The sequence below is a fragment of the Flavobacterium sp. TN-1 genome (genome assembly GCF_052828645.1).
Genome location: NZ_CM128253.1, coordinates 1,109,048 through 1,134,389, shown reverse-complemented (window position 1 = coordinate 1,134,389; position 25,342 = coordinate 1,109,048). Strand labels below are relative to the sequence as shown.

The window sequence follows — 25,342 nt, the reverse complement described above, 5'->3', positions numbered from 1 at the left end:
TTAACATTATATTTAAAATATCTATATATTTGGCAAATATTAACCCAAAAATAGACTAAATATGAAAAAAAGAATACTACCCAGTTTCTTTCTTTTGTTTGGAGTAACTGTAGGTTATTCACAACACTTCGGAGACGTGAGTATTACAAGAGAAACACAAGCAAACCAAAAGCTTTCTAAAAAAGAAGCCAAGATTCTCAGAAAAAAGCACGAACATTTTTTAGCTAATAATAAAATAAATAGAACTTTTTATTTATCTAAACAACAAAGGAAAGAAGAAGGTATTCCACCTAATAAATACAATGAACAAGAATGGTTACTAACCATGAATCCTAGTTTAGGTAGGCCAACTAACGAAAACATTGAAACCATTCGAAAAGATCTAGAAAAAGCACGTCAAGAAGCTTTGGCATACCGTATACCAGGTGATGCTACTACAAATAATTGGGTAGAACGAGGACCTAATAATGTAGGAGGACGTACAAGAGCAATTATTTTCGACCCAGGAGATACAACTGGAAATACTGTAGTAGCTGGAGGAGTTAGTGGCGGATTATGGAGAAATAGCAATATTTCAAGTACAACCTCTGCATGGACAAAAATTGATACTTTCCCTGAACATATAAATGTTCAAAACATAGCAATAGATCCTAATAACAGAGATACTTGGTATGTAGGCACAGGTGAATCTTACGTGTTTGGAGATGTAAATGGTAATGGCATTTGGAAAACTACTAATAGAGGAGCTACATGGACTAGAGTTTATGGAGGCGGATCTGTATCATCAACTGTTAAAAATTTACAAAACCTTGAAATAATAGCTCCTTCCAATGCTGCTACAATAAGAGCTTATTCTACAGGTTCTGCTACATGGCCTGGCGGTGCTATTAATAACACCTTCACAGCGTCAATCGTATTAATGAATGATGGAGTAACACCAACAGATGATGCTTGTGGCGCAACTTCACAAAATTATGCCGGTAAAATTGTTTTAATAAGAAGAGGCACTTGTTCTTTTGAATCAAAAGCAATGGTGGCTCAAAATGCGGGTGCAATAGGCGTAATTATAATGAACAATGCTGTAGGTGGTTCCGTATTTAATATGTCAGAAGATGCTGCTATTACAGGAACTATACCTACCATTATGATTTCTAAAGAAGATGGCGATCTACTCATCGCTAATTTAGCAAACTTAACTGGAACTATAAAACCTTCTGGTCCTCTTGAATTTTCTGGGTTAGAAGTTTCAGGTGTTCAATTTGTAAATGATTTAGTGGTTAAAAACAATGGTGGGGTTTCTGAAATTTATGCTGCTATGGGAGATGGCCAATACTCAGAATCTCGTAATGGCACCCTATTTAATGCTTCTAATTTCGGCCTGTATAAATCTATTAATGGAGGAAGTACATGGACCAAACTAAGTTTACCTTCATCAGTAGCTGGACACCCTACTTGTCCTAATGACATTGAATTGGGAGCAGACGGCGACATTTGGGTATCATCTACCGATAGTTGGACGTATGGTGATGGCGGCGGTAGAGTATTTCAATCAACAGATAACGGAGGTACTTTTAACTTACGCCATACGGTTGTTGCTGAAGGGGGAGGAAAACGAGTAGAAATTGAAGCTTCTAATACAACTCCTGATAAAATTTATGTATTATCACAATTAAAAGATGATCCAAATACCTCTACAAAAGTAGAAGTACAATTAGCCTTAACCACTAACGGATTTAATACAACTCCTACTATTTTATCGTTACCTGCTGGAAATGAAACACGCGAGACCACTTATGGTTTTACTGGTCAACAAGCTTTTTACGACATGATGATTGAATCAGACCCTATAGATGATAAAATTTTATATCTAGGAGGTATTGATCTTTATAGAACAGCTAATGCAAATGGCCCTTCTGTAACATGGAATACTATTTCCAATTGGACAACCAATGTACATTCTGATCAACATGCTATGGTTTTTAAACCAGGTAATAGTAACATAGCCCTTTTTGGCAATGATGGAGGAGTATATTACACAAGTAATGTAGCTAGTACTACAACTCCAGCTACAGCTAGAAATACAGGCTTTAACGTTACTCAATTTGTAGGAGTAGCTGTAATGCCAAATGGTGTTTCTGGTGCTGCGGGTGATTTTTTTGTTGCGGGAGCTCAAGACAATGGCACTCAATATTATTCAGGCTCTTCTACTGCTGCCAATTCAACTTTAGGGGCTTCTATAGGAGTTAACAACACTTTTAGAGTTCAAGGAGGTGATGGAGGAAAACCTTTATTTGACCAAGGATCCGATAAATATTATATTACAAATTATGTATATAATGACAATATGATTCTTAGAAATGTAGGAAATACTACAACTAAAACTCTAAATGACAACACTTCTGGAGCAGGTTTATTTTACCCTGCTATGACTCTAGATTCTACAAATGATATTGTGTATTCTGATTTTACCCAGAATGGAACTTATCAAGTAAGAAGATATTCTAATATTAAGGGTAATACACAGGTATCTAGAACTAATTTAGCCAATGCTTTATTAACAGGGTATGCAACAGCTCTTGCTACAGGTAAAGTAACACCTACTACTTTATACATAGGAACTATGAATGGTAAATTACTAAAAGTTACTGGAGCTAACGGTTCTTCTCCTGTATGGTCTAACATAAGTGGTCCTAATTTTGTTGGTAGTGTTTCTGACATAGAGTTTGGAGCTAATGATAACCAAATTTTCCTAACTATGCACAATTATGGTGTAAACAATATTTGGTATACATCGAACGGAGGAACTAATTGGTATCAACTAGACGGCAATTTACCTGATTTGCCAGTAAAAGCAATTTTACAAAATCCATTAAATACCGCAGAAATTATGATAGGTACTGATTTGGGAGTTTGGTATGCTAATAATTTTAACAATGCTGCAACTTCTGATCAAGCATTAAACTGGAAACAAGCTTATAATGGAATGAGAAATGTAAAAGTTACAGACTTAGATATTCAAGCAAATTCTCCAACAGCACCTAACGCGTATAAGGTATATGCCGCTACGTATGGTCGTGGTGTTTTTTCAGGCAATCTAACAGGTGCTATAGGAGCCAAAATAGATGAATCAGTTACAGAAAAAGTAAATACAATTAGAGTTTACCCAACAGTTTCTGAAGGAAATATAAAATTAACTTCTTCTAACGACTATGGTAGCGTAAAAGTTGAAGTATTTGATATTACTGGTAAACTGGTTCTAGAAAATTCCGTAATAATTCATAACAATACAAATGAATTAGACTTATCAAACTTAACCCCAGGAAATTATTTCTTAAAAATGTCTGGTGATCATTTTCAAGAAACCGAAAAAATCATAATCCAATAGCGATTTTTCTAATACAAAATATGAGGTTGTCCTAAAAAATATTTTAGGACAACCTCTTTTTTAGGCACATTCATAATAACATAAATACCTACATATCAACAAAACAAGTATTATATTAGGAGAAAGAAACCCAAAAAAAGCTCAAAAAGAGTCTAATATCATTTAAACTTAAAATATACTTGGATTAAAAAATAAAGTTCTCGATACGTTTTTTTATCTTAAAAACAACTCGAACAGAGGGTTGAGTATATAATTGAAATCATCGTTAGTTCCAGCGCGAAGCGCATCGAGAACCAACACTAATTTTTATTATTTTTGTAGGTAGTGTCTAAATCAACATGCAGTTTGTTACTCCGATAACAAGCTACCAAAAACAAATTCCATTCCAACAAGAAATGAGAGGCTCAGCCGAAATCATCACCGAAGATCTTAGACTCATAGAAAGAATATTCTATCAGTTTAGAGAGATCTTTAAAAGTAATGAGTGATTAAAAACCTAAAATAATCCTCGCAATGGTAAAATAAATTAAAATTCCCAAAATATCATTACTTGTAGTAATAAAAGGTCCGGTGGCTAATGCAGGATCTACTCCATTCTTATTTAAAACAATAGGTATAAAAGTACCTATTAGGGACGCAATTACGATAACTGATAATAAAGCGGTAGTAACTGTTAAGCCGATATGAATTTCAAAACCTAGTAAATAATAGCTTCCTAATAATAAGATCGTAGAAAGAATCAAACCGTTTAACAAGCTCAATGATAGTTCTTTTAATAAACGTTGCAAAATAGTTCCGCTAATTGAATTATTAGCCAAACCTTGTACAATAATGGCCGATGATTGTACTCCTACATTTCCTCCCATAGCAGCAATTAAAGGGGTAAAAAAGAATAACTGAGGATGTTCTTTCATGGCCGGTTCAAATAAACCTAAAACACGAACACTGACAAATCCCCCTAATAAGGCTAAAACTAACCAAGGCAAACGAGCTCTCGTAAGTTCTAAAATACTATCATCTGCCTCTACATCTTGGGAGATACCAGCCGCCATCTGATAATCTTTATCTGCTTCTTCCTTGATTACATCTACAATATCATCAATCGTAATACGCCCCACTAAACGCCCCATTTCATCGACTACAGGAATGGCTTCTAAATCATATTTTTGCATGATACGTGCCACTTCGGTATCCATTGTATCTACTTTTACGTAATCTACTTTTTTGATATATACATCGCTAATGGGGGTTTTGGTAGATGTTGTTAGTAAATCTTTTAGGGAAAGTCGTCCTTTTAGGCGATCCTCATCGTCTACTACGTAGATAGAATGTACACGTGTAACGTGTTCTGCTTGCATACGCATTTCTTTAACACAGGTCAGCACATTCCAATTTTCATTTACTTTTACTAACTCCTTCCCCATCAAACCACCTGCTGTATCTTCATCGTAACGAAGTAATTCTACGATATCTTTTGCGTGTTCAACGTCTTCTAGCTCTAAGATTACTTCTTCTTTTTTAGACTGTGGTAATTCCGCTATAATATCGGCTGCATCATCTGTATCTAATTCGTCAATCTCTTCTGCAATTTCTTTGGCAGAAAGGTTTTTAAGGATTTTTATACGTACTTCATCGTCTAACTCTAAAAGAGCATCAGCGGTTTTTTCTGAATCTAATATTTTAAAAACATAATTAGCCCGATATTCATCTAGTTCATCTAAAATTTCAGCAATATCTGCAAAGTGAATGTCCTGCAACAAGTTTTCTAGTTCTTGTGCTCGGTTTTCATTCACTAAATGCTCGATCTGAGCGATGAATTCTGGGGTAATTTTAAACTCCATCTGCTGCTATTTTTTGGGTGAGCTCTATGAATTGCTCTACTGATATTTGTTCTGGGCGAAGGTCAAAGATACTATCTTCTCTTAAATTATCCGAAAGATTAAAGCTTTTTAAACTATTTCTTAGTGTTTTTCTTCTTTGATTAAAAGCTGTTTTTACTACATTAAAGAATAATTTTTCATTACAAGGTAACTGAGCATTTTCTTTACGACGCATACGCATAACACCTGATTTTACTTTAGGAGGAGGTGTAAATACAAATTCTGAAACTGTAAACAGGTACTCTGTTTCATAAAAAGCTTGTGTTAGTACGGATAAAATCCCGTAAGTTTTACTTCCTTTTTTTTCGCAAATACGCTCTGCTACTTCTTTTTGAAACATTCCTGCAAACTCAGGAATTTGATCACGCATTTCTAATACTTTAAAAACAATTTGAGAAGAAATATTATACGGAAAATTTCCAATAACAGCAAAAGGCTCATTGCCAAAAACTTTAGTCAAATCAAATCTTAAAAAATCCTCAGAGAGAATCTTATTAGATAATTTTAAATAATGTGTTTTAAGGTATTCTACTGATTCAGTATCTATTTCGATTACATAAGTATCAATTGGTTTTTCAAGGAGGTACTTAGTTAAAACGCCCATTCCTGGACCAATTTCCAATACTTTATCATACCCTTGTAAGGTTAGTGCATCGGCTATTTTACCCGCAATATTTTCATCATTTAAGAAATGTTGACCTAGGTGTTTTTTTGCTCTTACTTTATCCATTTTTTTGTTTCAGGTTTCACGTTAATTTGTGTTATGTGAAAAGTTTCAGGTTGGGTTAGTACTTACCTTTTATTTCCTTTAATTATTGAATGTTTAATAGAGGTCTTTAGGTTTACCTAATTTAACCTTGCTAATGATTAAATCTTCTAAAGATAAAAACATTCTATTTTAAGACTGTGTTTTCTTCCACTATGGCTTGAACGCTTTTCATTGTAAGCATCTTCAAAATACCTATTAACAGAAATTCTTGTTATGAGTTCTATATTCAAGCTAATTGAGAAAATTTAATTGAAATATTTTGATTTTAACATCATTTTGAAATTTTTCAATTTCATTAAAGACAGTAACCTTTTTTCTGAAATTTTCTCCTTTTGTTTCTATCCAAAAATCAACATTAACGGAAAATGTCTTTGGTATTGATGGATATTTTACTGCTCGATTGCTTACCATTAACTTTTTACTTTACAATCATTACGGAGCTCAATAAATTATTGAATTTCGTTATCTCAATTTCTATCATTTTTTATAAAATCAATAATAAAATTATTCTACTTTTCTTGTTTATGTTTCGTAGGAAAAATATTAATTTGTTTCAATAATTCGATAAAGTATGAATAGGTATCTAGTTCCTGATAATTTTAAGAATACTTCTCGTCGTTGTCTATTGCTTTTCTTATTCGAAACTCAATTTGCATAATTCTTAATGTTCTGAAATAATTTCTAACTCAGTTCTAAAAGCTAACATCTTGTCTCCAAAAAGGCGTAAGCCTTCTTCGCGTAAAGCAGGAGCGTCTTCGTCATAATAGCGTTGTAAGGTTTCTTTACTATCGGTAAAATATTGTACTGCATACGTTATTCCTCCCATTTCTTCTTCTACTAAAACTTTTACCATTTTAGCTGATGTAAATTTACCTGTTCCGATTACTTCTGCAATATGTTTGTTTTGCATCCAATCTAACCATTGGTCATGAATACTTTCGTGAATATTTACAGTAACATTATATATGATCATTTTTATTTTTTTTAGGATTATATATTTAAAAATCTAAAAGTTTATTTATGCAAAGATAGCCAAAAGTCTTTAAAGCCTATCTTCTACAAATTACCGTCTCCCCTTAACTTTCGGTAATTGTGTTGTGACTCTACAAAATAAATACTATCGGGATGATTTAGAATAATTTTTTCATAGAGTTCTTTTGCTTTATCTGGTTTTTGAAGGTGTTTTCTAAGAATTTCGGCACTAAAAAACAAGGCTTCATCTATGTAAATTTCCTCTGAATGATTGTCAATAATCTGTTGATAGCTATTTAGTGCTTCTGAATATTCTTGTTTACTTTCATACAATTCTCCCATTTTTAGTAAAACGTCATCTTCAATACTTTGTCCTTTATGTTCTATCAAAAGTTTCTTAAATGCTTCTAACGCTTCTATTTGTTTGTTCTGATATGCTAAATAATCGGCTCTTGAAAATTTCTTTAAGGCTACTTGTGTTGAGTCTTCTACTGTATTATCGGATATAAGCAAAAACAACTTCATGGCATCATTTGCAATAAGTTGAGAAGTAGATGATTTTAGTACTTCAAATTGCTTTTTAGCCCATTGAAAATCACCTTTGTAATAACTTGCTTTTGCCATTTTTAGGTTTGCATCATGCGCTATTTCATGATTTTCTAATTCCGCTTCTACTTGTGCGTAATAAATAATGGCTTGATTAAATTTTTGATCTAGAAGTAATATGTCAGCTAACTCTAATTTAACATCTGCTAAGCCATATTGACTCAAAGGTAATTGTAGTGCTTTAAACAATAAAGTTTTAGCATTTTCAAATTCTTTTAAATAAAAGGCTTCAAAATGTGCTTTTAAAATTTGAATTTTAATCGTATTGGATCCCGTTCCATAGTCAGACAAAAGTTTATTAAGCCTTTCTAATATGAATGGATATTCTTCTTTTTTAGCGCGATCAATATCTATTTTTAATAAACTATAATTAACTTGTAATTGCACATCTGGGTGGGTAGCATATTCTAATACAAAATTTAAAATTTCACGTTCCGTATCAGTTTCTTTTTCTTGTGAAGCTAATCGTGCTAAGTTAAACAGGTTGTTGAAATTTTCGGGATTACGGCGATAAATGGCTTTTTCTTGTATAAAAGCTTTATTATATTCTTTTTGATTAATAAAAAACCAACTTATAAATTCATTCCAAAATAGATCTTGATTTTTTTGTGTTCTTAACAATAATGATTTTCGTAATGTGTTTGCGAAGGTTTTGCTATGATCCTCTGTTAGAAAACGATTAAGTTGATTTTGGACTAATACTAGATTATTAGGGAATTTATGAGCATAATCTACTAATGATTCAATCATAAAGTCAATATTGCCCAATTGTCCTTGTAACAAAGCTATCTGATAATCAAAATTAGCTTCTGGATTTATTTTTTGCGCCAATGTATAAGCTTCTATGGCTTGCGCGAGTAGTATTTTTTGCTCAAATTCTCGTGCAACACTATACACATTATTAAGATTTTCATTTATTTTATTAATTGCTATCTTATAATTTTTATCTGCTAAATCCTGTTGTTTTTGCAGTTGATAATTATACCCTAATTCTACATATAAATTAGGATATTTCGTTTTTTTAAGTTTTTCTTGTATCAACACATCTGCTTTTTCAAATTGTTTTAATTGTTGATAACATGTGACTACTTTTTGAAAAAAAGGATAATTATGTGGTTGTCTTTTCAATAGTTCTTCATAGATGACTATAGCTTTATCAAACTCACCTCGATCAAAATAATTTTGAGCTAAATATTCGTTAGGATTATTATTTTGAGGCATTGTTACTTGCGGATTTCCTCCAGAAGGAGGGCTTACCGTATATATTTGACCCACGACTAATAAAGGCCAAAATAATAATATTTGAATTATCTTCTTCATTTCATCTAAAAAAACAATGTACTAAAGTTACAATAATTTTGCTACTTTAGTACATTATAAATATTTCTTATATAGTTTAGTCTATAATATCAAAACCTGTATATTTTCTTAATACTTCGGGAATTACAATTCCTTCTGGTGTTTGATAATTTTCTAAAATTCCGGCTAATACACGAGGTAAGGCTAATGAGCTACCGTTTAGAGTATGGGCTAATTGTGTTTTACCATCTTTTCCTTTAAAGCGTAATTTCAAACGGTTTGACTGGAAGGTTTCAAAGTTAGATACAGAAGATATTTCTAACCAGCGTTCTTGTGCTGTTGAAAATACTTCAAAATCATAGGTTAATGCTGAAGCAAAACTCATATCACCTCCACATAAGCGCAAAATACGGTATGGTAATTTCAACTCATTTAAAATTCCTTTTACGTGTTCTACCATTCCGTCTAAAGCTTGATAAGAATTATCTGGGTGTTCAATACGAACAATCTCTACTTTATCAAATTGGTGTAAACGGTTTAATCCTCGCACATGTGCTCCATACGAACCTGCTTCGCGGCGGAAACAAGGAGTATAACCTGTTAGCATTACGGGCATTTCTGTTTCTTGTAGGATGACATCACGGTATAAATTCGTTACGGGAACTTCTGCGGTTGGAATTAAATATAAATCGTCAATTCCTACGTGGTACATTTGTCCTTCTTTATCAGGTAATTGTCCTGTTCCATAACCCGATGCTTCATTAATTAAATGAGGTACTTGTACTTCATTATATCCTGCTTCTGTATTTTTGTCAATAAAGTAATTAATTAAAGCACGTTGTAATTTGGCTCCTTTTCCTTTGTAAACGGGAAAACCAGCACCTGTAATTTTAGTCCCTAATTCAAAATCAATAATATCATATTTCTTAGCTAATTCCCAATGAGGAAGCGCTCCTTCATATAAAGCTGGAATTTCGCCTTCTTGAAAAATATTTAAATTATCATCTGCTGTTTTTCCTTCTGGAACAATTTGAGCAGGAATATTAGGTAACTGATACAATTGTTGCGTTAAATCCTCTATAATAACATTTAATACTTCTGTCAGTTCTTTACTTTGATCTCGTAATTGAGTTGTTTTCTCCTTAATGATTTCTGCCTTGGCTTTTTCGCCTGCTTTCATCATAGCTCCAATCTCTTTGGACAGTTTATTAGATTCCGCCAATACATTATCTAACTCTACTTGAGTAGCACGACGCTTTTCGTCAAGAGCTACCACATTTTCTATCATGGCTGTGGCATCTATATTTTTTTTTGCCAAAGCATTGATTACCATTTCTTGGTTTTCTCTAATAACTGCTATTTGTAACATATTATAATTTTTAACAATCGCAAATTTAAAAATTCTATTACACCTATCCCTATCTAAATCATTTATTTTTCAATACAAATCGTTTAGTTTTTAAATCCATATAATAGTTATTAAAAAAATCTAAAAATTAACCTAATAATTTCTTAATTTTACAAAACTAAGCCTCTCATCTTGTTTTATTTAAATTACTTGGCATATTTTTTGACCATCGAAACTAATGTAGCTTTTTATTTTTAAAAAAACAATCAACAATCAAATATTTATTTTAGGTTTATGAAATCATTCTATACTTTTATATTACTATTAGTTTATTTTACAGGATATCCACAAAAAACAAATAAACAACTTTTTGTTATTCAAGAGTGTTACTATCAGTCTTGGATAGCTGGTATAAAAGGAGGTGGTTCGGGTACGGATTTGCATATTCTTTTTGAAGAAGAATTACCAAAAGATATAGTGTTGAGTAAAATTTATTTTAAAAATAAAGTAGCCAATCCTAATAAAGTAACTTCAAAAGAATATTTCTTTAGTTTTAAGGATAATATTAATTGGCTGGCAAATGAAGAAAATCATCAAGATGAACAAAATATTATTTCTAATACAGAAAAAGCGCCTTTGAATATTACATTTAGACAAGCTGTTTTGGAGTATTTTTACAAAGGAAAAAAATCTTTTTTAAAAATCAAGAAAGTAAAAGAAAAAGAAATGTTAGTTTATCCTTCTATAAGAACAAATGAAAATGATAAAAATTAATACTTTTGTAGGTTTAAAATAACATAATTATTTTGGGTATTTATAAAAGTTTATTTAAGCAGACACTAATCTATGGTTTAGCTACGGTCTTACCTCGTATGATTAGTTTTTTATTGAATCCTCTGTATGTAAAAAAATTACCAAAAGCTGAATTTGCTGATGTATCTATTATTTTTGCTTATCTAATCTTTTTTAACGTGGTTCTATCTTATGGAATGGAAACTGCTTTTTTTAGGTTTTATAGTCAGGAAGAAAACAAAAAAAATGTTTTCAAAACCTCATTGGCATCTCTTTTTTGGTCTTCTATTGCCTTTTTGGCTTTTTCATTAATTTTTAGAGAAAGTATAGCTCACTTTATTAATATTAAAAAGGAATATATTACTTATACCATTTGGATATTGGTCTTAGATGCTTTGGTTGTTATTCCCTTTTCAAAATTACGTGCCGAAAAAAAATCAATGCAGTATGCCGTGATTAAAATTTTGAATGTTGTTATTAACTTTGGCTTAAATATTTTTTTCTTACTAATACTTCCTCTTATTTCAAAAGAAAACCCTATTAGTACACTTTATTTTGATCATTTTCAAGTCGGATATATTTTTATTTCAAATGTTCTAGCTAGTTTATTTACTTTAGTAATGCTGTCTAAACATTATATTAAAAGGGAAGGTGTTTTTGATAAAAAGCTATGGATTAAAATGATTCAATATGGCTTACCTATACTTTTTTCAGGAATTGGCTTTGCTATTAATGAGCACTTTGATAAAATTTTATTAGAAAAATTACATGTTTCCAAAGCGGATATTGGGGCATATTCTGCTTGTTATAAATTAGGTATGTTTATGGTTTTATTTCGCACGGCTTACTCCTTGGGTATAGAACCTTTCTTTTTTAATCATGCTAAAAATGAAAACGCTCCTCAAACTTACGCCACTATAACAAAATATTTTGTCATTTCGGGTTCTTTCATTTTGCTTTTTGTAATTGTTTTTATTGATCTTCTCAAACAACCGTTAGTTCCTAATGAAACATACTGGGAAGCAATAAAAGTAGTTCCCTTGATTGTATTAGCTAATTTCTTTTTAGGAATTTACACAAATCTATCTGTATGGTATAAACTAACTGACAAAACATATATAGGCACTATAATATCTCTTATAGGTGCTATCCTGACATTAATTTTTAATTATTGGCTAATTCCGGTCATGAGTTATTATGGTTCTGCCCTTGCAACTATTATAGCTTACGGAAGTATGATGTTTATATCCTATTATTTAGGTCAAAAAAAATATCCTATTCCTTATGAAACAACTAAAATCGTAAGCTATATAGGAATGTCTATTACATTATCTATTTTATCTTTTTATGTTCCCATTCTACGCAATAATTATATTTTTGGAATATTTGCCCTAATAGCATTTGGTTATTATATTTATCAAAATGAAAAAAATATTTTTTTGAAAATAATAAAAAGGAAATAGTTAAAATAGAGGAGATCTGAAAAGTCAAAACTCAACATCTAGTCTATCATTTCAACGACAGAATAAATCACATTATTAGTGTTATGTAATTTCTTACTTTACTCTAAATAAAAAGATTAAGACCTTTTTGGAAATCTCATAATTGTTAAAATCGTATATTCACAACATGGAAATAAAAATTGTAAATAAATCAAAACATACGCTACCTCATTATGAAACTGATTTATCAGCAGGTATGGATTTAAGAGCTAATTTAGAAGAATCTATTACAATCCCTCCTCTGGGAAGAGTATTAGTTAAAACAGGATTATTCATAGAATTACCACAAGGCTATGAAGCACAAATAAGACCCAGAAGTGGTTTAGCCCTAAAAAAAGGAATTACTGTTTTAAACTCTCCAGGTACCATAGATGCTGATTATCGGGGTGAGATAGGTATCATTTTAGTTAATTTGTCAAATGATTTCTTTGAAATTGAAGACGGTGAACGTATCGCACAATTAGTCATTGCTAAACACGAACGCATATTTTGGCAACCTGTAGAAATTCTTTCTGATACAAATAGAGGCAAAGGAGGTTTTGGAAGTACGGGACTAAAATAATTTCATTAAATTCAAAATAATAAAACTTTAAAAATTGAGTATTAAATAAATAAATTTTAAAAACTACTTTCCCTGTAGCAAGTTCTTATTTACAAGAACAAGGGACTAATCTTATGAAAATCATTGTACCTATGGCTGGTCGTGGCTCACGTCTTCGCCCGCATACACTAACTATTCCTAAACCATTAATTCCTATTGCTGGCAAACCTATCGTACACCGTTTAGTAGAGGATATTGCTAAAGTAATTAATCAAGATATTGAAGAAATTGCTTTTATCATTCATGAAAGTTTTGGTCAAAAAGTAGAAGAAGAATTAGTGGCTATAGCACAAAATTTAGGAGCTAAAGGAACAATTTACTATCAAAATGAAGCATTAGGTACAGGACACGCTATCATGTGTGCCAAAGAATCCCTTTCAGGTCCCACCGTTATTGCGTATGCTGATACCCTTTTTAAAGCTGATTTTACATTAGATACGGCTGCTGATAGTGTAATTTGGGTAAAGCAAGTAGAAAATCCTGAAGCCTTTGGCGTAATTAATCTAAATGAATCAAATGAAATTATTGAACTAGTAGAAAAGCCTTCTACTTTTGTTTCTGATTTAGCTGTTATTGGTATTTATTATTTTAAAGATATAGCAATCTTAAAAAATGAATTACAAGCTGTTTTAGACAACAACATCATTCACGGTGGTGAATACCAAATAAATGATGGAATCAAACAAATGATGGACAAAGGAATGAAATTTGTTCCTGGAAAAGTAGATGAGTGGATGGATTGTGGAAATAAAAATGTAACAGTTGAAACAAATAGTAGAATGCTGAATTTTTTACATGCAGAAGGTGAAAATATGGTAGCTGATTCTGCTCGTATTGAAAATTCTACAATCATTCCTCCTTGTTTTATAGGAGAAGACGTAGTTTTAATAAACTCAACTGTAGGGCCTAATGTATCTCTAGGAAAGTCTACACATTTAACAAATGTTACCATTAAAAACAGTTTGGTTCAAACGCATACACATTTACGTAATGCTGATTTGGACAATGCTATGATTGGTAATCACGCTACTTTTGACGGAAACTTCAAAAGTATAAGTATAGGAGATTATTCTACATTAGAATAAATAAAGAATAAAACTGTCCGAATGTTTTTTTAAAATTTTCGGACAGACCTTTTTGAACTGGATATTTTACTGTTATAACAACATTAACACCCCCTTTTTTGTAGCAAATAATCTAGAATGATTAAAAGAACAACACTATATGTTAATCACTGTACGTAAAATTTAAAAATATGAATAAAACAATATACAAACTGGTCTGTTTTATATTCATAACCAGTACACATCCTTTTTTAGCCCAAACAGATCCTGAAAACATCGTATCAGATAATGATAGTTTTCAAGAAGCCTACTATGAATCTTTAAAACAAAAAGGAATTGAAAATTATGACAAAGCACTTATTGAATTGGAAAAATGCTTACAACTCCAACCTAATAACGCAGTTGTTTATCATGAATTAGGCAAGAATTATTATTTTAAAAAAGATTATATTTCGGCTGAAGAAGCCTATATAAAAGCGACAGAATTAGACTCAAAAAACAAATGGAACTGGATTGATTTATATGATGTCTACTATACCACCAAGAATTATAATCAAGGAATTTCAGTTCTTCAAAAAATCATTGTTTTAGACAAAAAATACAAAGAAGATTTATTGGCACTGTTTATGTACACTCGTCAGTTTGATAAAGCTCTAATACTAATCAACGAATTAGACGAATCCGAAGGTAAAACAGAAAGAAGAAATCAATACAGAGCAGAAATCAATAGGCAAACGAATATCAACGCTGGAAGTAAATCTGATTTAGAAAAAGCAATTGAAACTAATCCCTTAAATGAAGAAAATTATCTTTCTCTAATTACTAAATATTCTGAAACCAATCAGGAAGAAAAAGCCAGAGAAGTAATTGAAAAACTAAAACAAAACATACCTACTTCAGAATGGGCTGCTGTGTTCCTGTTTAAATATCATATTACTGACACAAAAGGAACAGAAGCTTTTAGCACACTTGAAACCGTTTTGAAAAGCAGAAAAATGGATAAAAAAATTAAAATTAAAATGTTTAATGAATTTTTAATTTTTGTATCTAAAAATCCTGTTTTTGAAAATCAACTATCAAAAGCTATGTCCTATTTTGAAGGAGATCCAGAATTTAATGTAAATAAAGAAGTTGGAAAATTCTACTTTAAAAAAAAGCAATGGGATTTAGCTATTAAAAATTTTCAAAAATCTATTATTTTTCAAAAAAACGATCTAGAAACAGCCTTATGCACTCTTATTTGCTATGAAGAAAAAAAAGATTATCAAATAATGTTAAAACTTACTACAGATTATTTAGATCTATTCCCTAATCAACCTGAATTTTATTACTTTGCAGGAAAAGCAAATTTTGAACTAAAAAATTATAAAAAAGCTAACGAAATTTTAGAAGTTGGTTTCGATTATATAATTGAAAACCCTACATTAGAAATTAATTTTCTAGATTTAATAAGCAACGTTTCAACTGCTTTGGGCAATACCAAAAAAGCAGAAGAATACCAAAAGAAAGCATTGATTATTAAAAATACAACAAAATGATCAAAAAGATTATAAGTATAATAAGCGTAGCACTCGTGTCCGTTTCATGTAAAACCAAACAAAATCTTGTTATACATCAAGAAAATAAGACACCAATTATTGCAGAAACGGCAAAAAATGTTATAACAAATCACGAAGCCATAAAAAGAGATTTTAAAACAGCGTATATAAAATCGGATATACAGTATAAAGATGAAAACCAATCCTCTAGTATACTAGCAGACATTCGTATCAAAAAAGATCAAATGATCCTTGTAACCGCTAAGATATTAGGTTATCCCGTAGCCAAAGTACTATTAACACCCTCCTCTGTAAAATATTATCAAAAAATTGGAGGAAAGTTTTTTGATGGGGATTATAAAATATTAAGTAACTGGTTAGGCACTGAATTAAATTTTCAAAAAGTTCAAAACCTACTTTTAGGAAAAACTATCGACGACCTTTCTTTAGGCAAATATACCATGATAAAAGAAGAAAACAGTATAAAATTATTGGAAACAACACCCCATAATCTTATAAAATCTTACTCCTTTGATCCCAACTCTTTTTGGTTAAACAGTCAAGAAATAAAACAAATTGATCGAGATCAAAAAATGACGGTTAATTATACTAATTATAATTCAGCCTCAGAAGCTATTTTACCAATGGAACTTGTTATTTTTGCAACTCAAGGTAATAGAACCACAGAAATTACAATACAAAATGAATCTGTTACCTACAATGAAGAACTGACATTTCCGTATAGTGTACCCGAAGGTTATAAAGCCATAAAAATTAATTAAAAAGAATTAATAAATTATGTTAAAACATATCTTATCTTTTGTTTTTATTCTTAACACCATCATGGTCTGGTCTCAAGAAGAAGATAGACAACGCAAATTAGAAGAACAAAAAGCTAGAATTCAAGAAGAAATCCGTCAAAAAGAACGCCTATTGGGTGAGCAAAAAAGAAAAGAAAAAGATGTAACTAAAATTGTAGCCCAACAAAAGGAAAAAATAGACTTACAACTTAAACTGATTCGTACTACAGAAAAACAAAAAAAAGTATTAGGAAACAGTATGTATATCAACCAATTAAAAGTAAATCAATTAAAAAAGGATTTACAAATCCTAAAAGAAGATTATGCTGAAATGATTGAAAAATCATACAAAAGTCGTTCAGAACAAAGTAGAGCGATGTTCATTTTATCTGCTGATAATTTTTTACAAGCCTATAAAAGAGGAGAATATATGAAACAATATTCTAGCTTCCGAAAAATGCAGGGCGAAGAAATAAAAAGTAAAACAAAAGACCTAGAAAACTATAACACTAAATTAGGTACGCAAAAAAAACAAAAAGAAAAATTAATTGCTATAAGCGAAAAAGAAAAAAAAGATCTAGAACAAGAACGTCTAGAACAAGAACGCCTATTAAATAGCATTAAAAAAGATAAAAAGAAAATCATTGCCGAAATTCATAAAAAGCAAAAAGAATCTCGCGCCATTGAACGTCAGATAGATCGCTTAATTCGTGAAGCAATTGCCGCAGCTAACAAAAAAGCAGGAAATACAACTAATACAACCACTTTTGTATTAACACCTGAAGCTAAAGAATTAGCTAATGATTTTCGATCAAATCGTGGTCGATTACCATGGCCTGTAGAAAAAGGAGCTTTAACTAAACGCTTTGGTCGTCAGCCCCACCCCTTAGAACCTTCTATCATGATTGAAAGTAGCGGAATTGAAATTTCTTCCGAAAGAGGTGCTCAAGCTCGTGCCGTTTTTGGAGGCGAAGTAAGTGACGTACAAATGGCTGCTAACGGAACTGCAACTGTAGTTATCAGACACGGTGACTATATCACTTCTTATTCTAATCTTAGTGGAGTAAATGTCAGTAAAGGACAAAAAGTAAGCACCAAACAAACTTTAGGAAGCATTCATTTCAATAGTTTTACAAATAAAGCGGTCTTAAAATTTTATATTTATCAAAATACAACAAAACTAAATCCTCAATCTTGGATTAAAGGATTATAAGAACTATTAAAATCATATTAAATAAAAAGGTTACAATAGAAAAGTTTGTAACTTTGCAAAAGAATAACTTTAACATATAAAGAATATGTATCCAGAAGAAATGGTAAAGCCAATGCGCGAAGAATTAACTAGCAAAGGTTTTCAAAATTTATATACAGCAGACGATGTAAAAAATGCAATTACAGCTACCGGTACTACCCTTGTTGTAGTAAATTCAGTTTGTGGTTGTGCGGCTCGTAATGCTCGTCCAGGTGCTATAATGAGTTTGTCAGGTGAAAAAAAACCGAACCAATTAATTACTGTTTTTGCAGGTGTTGATAAAGAAGCTGTAGATGCTGCTCGTGAACAAATGTTTCCTTTCCCTCCTTCTTCACCAGCTATGGCATTATTTAAAGATGGCGAGTTAGTACACATGTTAGAACGTCATCATATAGAAGGACGTCCAGCAGAAATTATTGCTGAAAATTTAAAGGACGCTTATAGCGAATTTTGCTAAAAGCTATAAGACCTTGTTTTTAACAAATGTCATCTAGATCTTTTTTTCTAGATGACATTTGTTATTTTTGACCTAATAAAACTAAAAACATGTTAAAACTTATTTCTTATCCGTTATCTATTCTATTTGGAATACTGTTTTTTCTTTGCTTACTTATCTTTCATCCTATACAATGGTTCTGTTTCTATTTTTTCGGATATAATACCCACCGAATCAGTGTAGCAATTTTAAATGCTTTTTTAGTTAGAACCACTCATGTATTAGGAACTACCTATAAAATAAAAGGCTTTGAAAATATCCCCAAAAACAAACCTCTGATTATTGTAGCTAACCATCAAAGCCTATATGATATCCCTCCTTTTATCTGGTTTTTACGCAAATGCCATCCTAAATTCATTAGCAAAAAAGAATTAGGAAAAAAAATACCAAGTGTTTCCTTTAATTTACGTCATGGAGGTTCCGCTTTAATCGATCGGAAAGATCCAAAACAGGCCTTACCAGAAATAAAACGAGTAGCTGAATATATTAATCAAAATAATTATTCTGTAGTCATATTTCCAGAAGGTACAAGAAGCAAAACGGGAGTACCCAAACCTTTTTCTATAAATGGCTTAAAAATGCTTTATAAATTTGCGCCCGATGCCTATTTTTTGCCCGTAACAATAAATAACTCATGGAAAATGACACGTTATGGTCAATTCCCTTTAGGATTAGGCAGTAATATTGAACATATAATTCACCCTCCTCTAAAAATATCTGATTATAGTTTTGATGAAATATTCAAAAAAACTGAAACTATAATCAAAGAACATATAAAATAATTATACTAATCTTATGGAAAAATTAAATAATATTCGCTTGGAAGTCATGCAGTATCTAGAAAAGAGTTTGGATTCTTTTGTAGAAAATTACCTACTTCCTGTGGAAAAAATCTGGCAACCAAGTGATTTATTACCAAACTCTGAAGCAGAAAACTTCATAGAAGAAGTCACAGAGCTTAGAGCAATAGCAAAAGATTTACCTTATGATTTTTGGGTAGTTCTAGTAGGCGACACAATTACAGAAGAAGCCTTACCAACCTATGAATCATGGTTGTTAGATATTGAAGGTATTCAACAAAAAGGATCTATAGGCGATAACGGCTGGGCTAAATGGATTCGTCAATGGACTGGCGAAGAAAATCGTCATGGTGATTTACTTAATAAATATTTATATCTATCAGGACGTGTAAATATGCGCGAAGTAGAAATAACCACTCAACATCTAATAAACGATGGATTTGATCCTGGTACTGATCGTGATCCTTATAAAAATTTTGTGTTTACAAGTTTTCAGGAATTAGCTACTTATATTTCACACATGAGAGTATCTAAATTAGCCAAACAATTTGGTGATAAAAAATTAGCCAAACTATGTAATTTAATTGCAGGCGATGAAATGCGCCACCACTTGGCTTATAGTGAATTTGTTAACCGAATTTTTCAAATAGATCCTAGTCAAATGATGTTAGCTTTTCAATATATGATGAAACAAAAAATTACAATGCCTGCCAACCTTATTCGAGAATCGGGAGAAGCTATAGGAACTGCATTTGAAAAATTTTCTGAATCTGCTCAACGAATAGGTGTTTATACTGCTACAGATTATATTGATATTATGGAAAAATTAATTCAAAAGTGGGAAATAGACAAAATCACTCATCTTACAGATGAGGCAGAAAAAGCGCGTGATTATCTAATGAAACTACCTGCAAGAATGACTCGATTAGCAGAAAGAATAGTTACTCCTACTGAGGAAAAAATATTTAAATGGGTACAACCTGCTTTAATAGTGTAAAAAATAGAAATCAAGATAAATTCAAAGTGGCTGTCTCAAAAGTAAAAACAAAAGTTTATTTCATACTAAAATATAAGGAAAAAAGGTAATTAATATATCTAATTTACTTCCTATATTTCTAAAAAACGTGACAATTAAACTTATTTTAAGACAGCCCTTTTTAAAGATATAACCTATGGAAATTATACAAAAAACAATTGAGTTTGTAAAAAAGCAATTAGAAGAGGCTGAAGGCGGACATGATTGGTTTCATATAGAACGAGTATATAAAAACGCCCAACAAATAGCTAAAGAAGAAGAATGTAACGAAACGGTAGTTTACCTAGCAGCTTTATTGCATGATATAGCCGATAGTAAATTTTATAATGGTGATGAAACTATTGGTCCTAAAACAGCATCTGATTTTCTTACATCACAAAATGTTGATCAAAACATTATTGATCATGTAGTGAAAATTATAGAAAATATTTCGTTTAAAGGAGGTAATTTCACATCTAATTTTTACTCTAAAGAACTCGCTATTGTCCAAGATGCGGATCGCTTAGATGCCATTGGTGCTATAGGAATTGCTAGAGCCTTTAATTATGGTGGATTTAAAAATAGAAAACTCTATGATCCTTCTATTACACCTAATTTAACAATGAGTAAGGAAGAATATAAAAATACCACATCGCCTACCATTAATCATTTTTATGAGAAATTATTGCGTTTAAAAGAAAAAATGAACACGTCAACTGGAAAACAAATTGCCTTGCAACGCCACCTGTTTATGGAGCAATTTTTAGAACAGTTTTATAATGAGTGGGAAGGAATGAAATAATGAGCACGAGGTCCTTAAAATTATCTTTCTATTAACCTCTAAGAAAAATCTTATTATTTCATTTTTTTCATTGAAACGCAAAGAGGTTTTACCCAAATTACGCATTAGAAAAAAGTAGGAATTTAGCTTATGAAGCTTGAGTCATCCTTTACTAATAAAGGGAGATTACGCCTTGAGGCAGAATGTTTTTTCAAGCAAATATTAGATAAACCCAGATCACGCATTAGAAAAACTATTTTTTATAACTCATTGAAATAAAATGTTTTAATTTTTATCAATTCTAGTTTTTAAAAAATTAAAATATTAGGGAATCAATAAAGTTTTTTTAAATTCTCTAATGCGTAATTTGGGATAAAATCAACTTTTTTATTGCTTTTGTAGGATAGTATCTAAATCAACATGTGGTTTATAACTCCAACGTAAGGAGGAGTCTCATAATCAAGATTATGTAATTTCTCCCTTTGGTCAAAATGAAAGATTGCGAACTTTTTGAACAGTCTTAAGGTTAAAAAAATATTATTTTAAAGACTTTTGTTGTGAGATGTATTACGTTATTGATTCTTTTCCAGTAGCTGTATGTAATAATATGGAGAATTGTAAATTGTAAAATTCTCAAAGAAGAAAAATGGTTAGGTTATATAGCTAGATTCCAGAACTACTAACGACACCAAGTTTTGGCGGTAGACTTCCCGACTTGGGATATTACCCTTAATTAGTATCTCTATTTCTCCTATGATAAATTAACTTTATCTTTTTCCATGTTAGAGTATAGTATACCTTTTAGATAAAAGATGAAATTGTTTTATAAAAAAACTGTTTAAAAATTCTGTAATATTTGTATTCGTTAAAGAAATAAAACATTTATAAATTGTTATGTCATTTATCTCCATAAAAAATATCCCACAATATCACTCTAACTTTTAAACAGTTCTGTATATTTTTATATTTGGATTAATTATTCTAATTTACTTCTTAATTTTTTCTCTCTCAATTTGTATTTAATACGTTTTACTAAATAAAACATAACAGGTACCATAACTAATGTTAAAACAGTGGCGTAGGTTAACCCAAAAATAATAGTCCAAGCAAGAGGTCCCCAGAAAACTACATTATCTCCACCCATGTATAAATGCGGATTAAGATCTGTAATCAATCCAAAAAAATCAAAATTTAACCCAATTGCTAACGGAATTAACCCTAATACTGCGGTCAACGCAGTTAATAATACTGGGCGTAAACGAGATTTTCCAGATTCTATAATAACTTCCTTAATTTGTTCTAATGTCAGATCATCGTGGCTTTCTAATCCGTTATCTTCTACTTTTTTATCCATTAATAAAACAAAAAAGTCCATTAAAACGATTCCGTTTTTCACCACAATTCCTGCTAATGAAATAATTCCCATCATTGTCATGAGTACAACAAAATCCATTTGAGCGATTACATAGCCATAAAAAACACCGCTAAAACTTAATAATACGGTAAACATGATGACTAAAGTCTTAGAAATAGAATTAAACTGTAAAACAATAATAGTTGTAATACCTGCTAAGGCTAAAAATAAGGCAAAGAATAAAAAGTTTTGGTTCTTACCTTGTTCTTCCTGTACTCCCGAAAAACCATACGTAATATCACTTGGTAGCTTATAGTTTTTTAACTCATTAGCTATGATTTTTGTTATTTCGTTTCCGTTATAACCTGTTAAAATATTAGAGTACACCGTCATAATTCGTCTATAATTTTTACGTTTTATTTGATTGTACGTTTTTGTTTTTTCAACATTAGATATAGCAGCAATGGGCACTTGCATTATCTGTCCAGTATTAGGATTTCGATACGTTAAGGGTTGATTAAATAGTGTACTTTCATTTTTACGTTGTTCATTTTGTAAACGCATTACGATATCATATTTATCGTCTCCTTCTTTATATGTTGAAATTTCTTGACCATATACCGCACGACGAAGTGTAAAACCAGTCATTCCCGTAGAAGCACCTAAACTTCCTGCATTTACTCTATCAATTTTTACAGATAATTCAGGACTTTCTTTGTTTATATCTACTTTTAATTTTTCAACTCCAGGTATGTTTTTTGCATTTAAAAATTCAATCATCTTATCTGCTTCTTTCAGCATTAGGTCATAATCAGTTCCTGTTAACTCAATACTAATAGGATATCCCGCAGGTGGTCCTGCTGCATCTTTTTCTACGGTTACAGATGCGCCAGGAATGGTTCTAATTTTCAATCTAATTTCTTCCATTACATCTGAAGTATTTACACCTCTTCGGAACTTAAATTCAGAAAAATTAATTGTAACTTTCCCTTTATGTGGCGTTTCTGACTGTACTCCTAAGTCTATTTGAGGGTTTGTGGCTCCTACTCCAACTTGGGCTATAACAGAATTAGCTAGAAAATTTTCTTTCGTAGTAGGATCTACATACTTATTTAAGACAGATAGTATTTGTTTTTCAACATAGTCTGTAGCTCTATTGGTCTTATCTATAGATGTTCCTTGTGGATATTCTATATAAGCTATTACTTGGTTGGGAATATTATTTGGAAAGAATAAAACTTTTCTTGGAAAAATACCTACTAATAAAAAGGAGAAGAATAGCATTATTACAATTATTCCAAATGCTCTCCATGCTTTTTTTCCTGTCAAAATTTTTGCCAACATTTCTTTGTATTTCTCTTCCATACGTGGAAAAAAATGATGTTGAAAATCTTGGGTCCATTGATATAGTTTTTTATAATACAACCACATTAATCCAATTGCAATTAAAGCAATATGTCCTATTGCTCTGGCTATTTTAATATCAAAAACATATCCTATAGCTATAAAAACAACCCCTAGAATGAGGAATAATTTAGTGTTGTTTTTTAATGATTTTGAGGTGATATTTCTATCTACAATATCCATAGATCCTCCTGTCATAGCGGCATTAGTAACCATAGCTACAAATAACGAGGCCCCTAGTGTTACTGATAAGGTTAATGGAAAATACATCATAAATTTCCCCATAGTTCCAGGCCATAATGCAAAAGGTAAAAACGCCATTAATGTAGTTGCTGTTGATGAAATTACAGGCCAAGCAATTTCTCCTATTCCAATTTTAGAAGCTTGTACTCTTGGCATTCCTTTTTGCATATTAGCAAATACGTTATCAACAACAACAATACCATCGTCAACTAACATCCCTAATCCCATTACTAGACCGAATAAAACCATCGTATTCATGGTAACTCCTACTCCTTGAAGGATCGTAAAAGCTATAAATATTGACAAAGGAATGGCTGCTCCTACAAATAATGAGTTACGTAAACCCATTGTAAACATTAAAACAACCATAACCAGTATTATCCCGAAAATAATATGATTAGATAATTCTTCTACTTTATGTTCTACTTTAGAGGACTGGTCATTTGTTAAACTAATTTCCAGATCTTTAGGTAAAACGGTTTCTTTTGCTTTATTAATGACTTCTTTTACTTTTTCTATAGCAGAAATCATATTTTGTCCAGAACGTTTTTTTACATTAAGCATTACAACTTCTTCTCTTCTTTCTCGGGCAAAAGTGGTTTTTTCTTTTTCTTTAAAGGTAATAGTAGCTATATCTTTTAGATAAACCGATCCTCCTAATGTTTTTACGATAATGTTTTCTAACTCGGAAGGGTTTGTTATTTCTCCTGTAATTCTAATATTGTTACGGATTCCTTGTGAAACTAAATTTCCTCCTGAAAGAGACATATTTTCGTATCGAACAGCATTTGCAATATCATCAAAGCTTACTTGAGCTGCATTCATCTTATAAACATCTATGGCAATTTCTACTTCTTTAGTATCAACACCTAGTATATCTACTTTTTTTATTTCTGGAATTCGTTTAATTTCTTCTTCTAGATACTTTCCATATTTTTTTAATTGTTGGGTTGTATAATTTCCTCGAAGATTAACATTTAAGATGGGAATTTCTTCTGATATATTTAAACTAAATACGCTAGGCTCTACCTTTCCTCCATTATCTAATACGGGCCAACTTACGCTGGTTTTAGATACGTCTACTTTATCTTTGATTAAGGCTTTTCCTTGATCAGTTGTAATATTATCATCAAATTCAACTACAATAATACCGTAATCTTGATAGGAATCAGAAGTTACTTTGTTAACACCACTAATATTTTTTATTTCATCTTCTAAGGGTTTTATTACCAATTTTTCAACATCTTTTGCAGAATTCCCTGGGAATATAGAAGATATATAAATTTTATTTTCTATTACTTCTGGGAAATCTTCACGAGGCATCGTTATATAGGCATATATACCTGTCATTACAATTATTAAGGTAAATATATAAACAGTTACTCGGTTATCGACTGCCCAGCTAGATATACTAAATTCTTTTTGCTTATGTGACATATCA

At 31.1% G+C, this 25,342-nt stretch carries 18 protein-coding genes and 2 pseudogenes; 14 read left to right on the top strand and 6 right to left on the bottom strand.

All coding sequences use genetic code 11. The annotated features are described in order from the left end of the window. Positions 1-61: 61 nt before the first annotated feature. Together ACUXZJ_RS04770 and ACUXZJ_RS04765 are read left to right on the top strand one after the other, a co-directional pair. On the top strand, positions 62-3,385 hold the full coding sequence (locus ACUXZJ_RS04770; protein WP_446195910.1) for a PA domain-containing protein: 3,324 nt from the start codon (positions 62-64) through the stop codon (positions 3,383-3,385). A 359-nt stretch (positions 3,386-3,744) separates the two neighbouring features. Beyond that, positions 3,745-3,873, top strand: a pseudogene (locus ACUXZJ_RS04765) (HlyD family secretion protein); the annotation flags it as partial. Here ACUXZJ_RS04765 and mgtE read toward each other — a convergent pair. The 5 genes from mgtE to serS form a co-directional block, all read right to left on the bottom strand. After that, a complete protein-coding gene (gene mgtE, locus ACUXZJ_RS04760) occupies positions 3,874-5,226 on the bottom strand; it encodes a magnesium transporter (RefSeq protein ID WP_060383552.1) in 1,353 nt (450 codons plus the stop codon). Then, positions 5,216-5,995 (bottom strand): 16S rRNA (adenine(1518)-N(6)/adenine(1519)-N(6))-dimethyltransferase RsmA, encoded by a 780-nt coding sequence (rsmA, locus tag ACUXZJ_RS04755; RefSeq protein ID WP_060383553.1) that lies wholly within the window; start codon positions 5,993-5,995, stop codon positions 5,216-5,218. Before rsmA ends, mgtE begins: the two co-directional genes overlap by 11 nt. A gap of 700 nt (positions 5,996-6,695) precedes the next feature. After that, a complete protein-coding gene (locus tag ACUXZJ_RS04750) occupies positions 6,696-7,007 on the bottom strand; it encodes a DUF4286 family protein (protein WP_060383555.1) in 312 nt (103 codons plus the stop codon). A gap of 83 nt (positions 7,008-7,090) precedes the next feature. Beyond that, entirely contained in the window at positions 7,091-8,932 is a 1,842-nt protein-coding gene (locus tag ACUXZJ_RS04745) for a tetratricopeptide repeat protein (protein WP_081078450.1), read from the bottom strand. A 76-nt stretch (positions 8,933-9,008) separates the two neighbouring features. After that, positions 9,009-10,280 (bottom strand): serine--tRNA ligase, encoded by a 1,272-nt coding sequence (serS, locus tag ACUXZJ_RS04740; protein WP_060383556.1) that lies wholly within the window; start codon positions 10,278-10,280, stop codon positions 9,009-9,011. A gap of 273 nt (positions 10,281-10,553) precedes the next feature. Here serS and ACUXZJ_RS04735 point away from each other — a divergent pair, with 273 nt between their 5' ends. From ACUXZJ_RS04735 to ACUXZJ_RS04680, 12 genes and pseudogenes are all read left to right on the top strand, one after another. Further along, on the top strand, positions 10,554-11,033 hold the full coding sequence (locus ACUXZJ_RS04735; RefSeq protein WP_060383557.1) for a hypothetical protein: 480 nt from the start codon (positions 10,554-10,556) through the stop codon (positions 11,031-11,033). A gap of 32 nt (positions 11,034-11,065) precedes the next feature. Beyond that, positions 11,066-12,514 (top strand): lipopolysaccharide biosynthesis protein, encoded by a 1,449-nt coding sequence (locus ACUXZJ_RS04730; RefSeq protein ID WP_060383558.1) that lies wholly within the window; start codon positions 11,066-11,068, stop codon positions 12,512-12,514. Between the two features lie 166 nt (positions 12,515-12,680). Beyond that, positions 12,681-13,115 (top strand): dUTP diphosphatase, encoded by a 435-nt coding sequence (gene dut, locus ACUXZJ_RS04725; RefSeq protein WP_060383559.1) that lies wholly within the window; start codon positions 12,681-12,683, stop codon positions 13,113-13,115. A 113-nt stretch (positions 13,116-13,228) separates the two neighbouring features. Further along, positions 13,229-14,239, top strand: coding sequence for a sugar phosphate nucleotidyltransferase (locus tag ACUXZJ_RS04720; protein WP_060383560.1), 1,011 nt, complete (start codon positions 13,229-13,231; stop codon positions 14,237-14,239). 170 nt (positions 14,240-14,409) lie between these two features. Then, positions 14,410-15,756 (top strand): tetratricopeptide repeat protein, encoded by a 1,347-nt coding sequence (locus tag ACUXZJ_RS04715; protein WP_060383561.1) that lies wholly within the window; start codon positions 14,410-14,412, stop codon positions 15,754-15,756. Beyond that, on the top strand, positions 15,753-16,538 hold the full coding sequence (locus tag ACUXZJ_RS04710; protein WP_060383562.1) for a DUF4292 domain-containing protein: 786 nt from the start codon (positions 15,753-15,755) through the stop codon (positions 16,536-16,538). Before ACUXZJ_RS04715 ends, ACUXZJ_RS04710 begins: the two co-directional genes overlap by 4 nt. A 16-nt stretch (positions 16,539-16,554) precedes the next feature. After that, on the top strand, positions 16,555-17,769 hold the full coding sequence (locus ACUXZJ_RS04705) for a murein hydrolase activator EnvC family protein (protein WP_060383563.1): 1,215 nt from the start codon (positions 16,555-16,557) through the stop codon (positions 17,767-17,769). Positions 17,770-17,854: 85 nt separating this feature from the next. Beyond that, entirely contained in the window at positions 17,855-18,265 is a 411-nt protein-coding gene (locus ACUXZJ_RS04700) for a BrxA/BrxB family bacilliredoxin (RefSeq protein ID WP_014165977.1), read from the top strand. A gap of 89 nt (positions 18,266-18,354) precedes the next feature. Continuing rightward, entirely contained in the window at positions 18,355-19,086 is a 732-nt protein-coding gene (locus tag ACUXZJ_RS04695) for a lysophospholipid acyltransferase family protein (protein WP_063743554.1), read from the top strand. Between the two features lie 13 nt (positions 19,087-19,099). Then, entirely contained in the window at positions 19,100-20,101 is a 1,002-nt protein-coding gene (locus ACUXZJ_RS04690; protein ID WP_088466369.1) for an acyl-ACP desaturase, read from the top strand. Positions 20,102-20,276: 175 nt separating this feature from the next. Next, entirely contained in the window at positions 20,277-20,921 is a 645-nt protein-coding gene (locus ACUXZJ_RS04685; protein ID WP_060383566.1) for an HD domain-containing protein, read from the top strand. A gap of 517 nt (positions 20,922-21,438) precedes the next feature. Continuing rightward, positions 21,439-21,580, top strand: a pseudogene (locus tag ACUXZJ_RS04680) (IS982 family transposase); the annotation flags it as partial. Between the two features lie 296 nt (positions 21,581-21,876). On the opposite strand, the gene ACUXZJ_RS04675 reads toward ACUXZJ_RS04680, so the two are convergent. Continuing rightward, positions 21,877-25,338: an efflux RND transporter permease subunit gene (locus ACUXZJ_RS04675; protein WP_446195903.1), complete on the bottom strand. Its 3,462-nt coding sequence runs from the start codon at positions 25,336-25,338 to the stop codon at positions 21,877-21,879. Between the last annotated feature and the right edge of the window lie 4 nt (positions 25,339-25,342).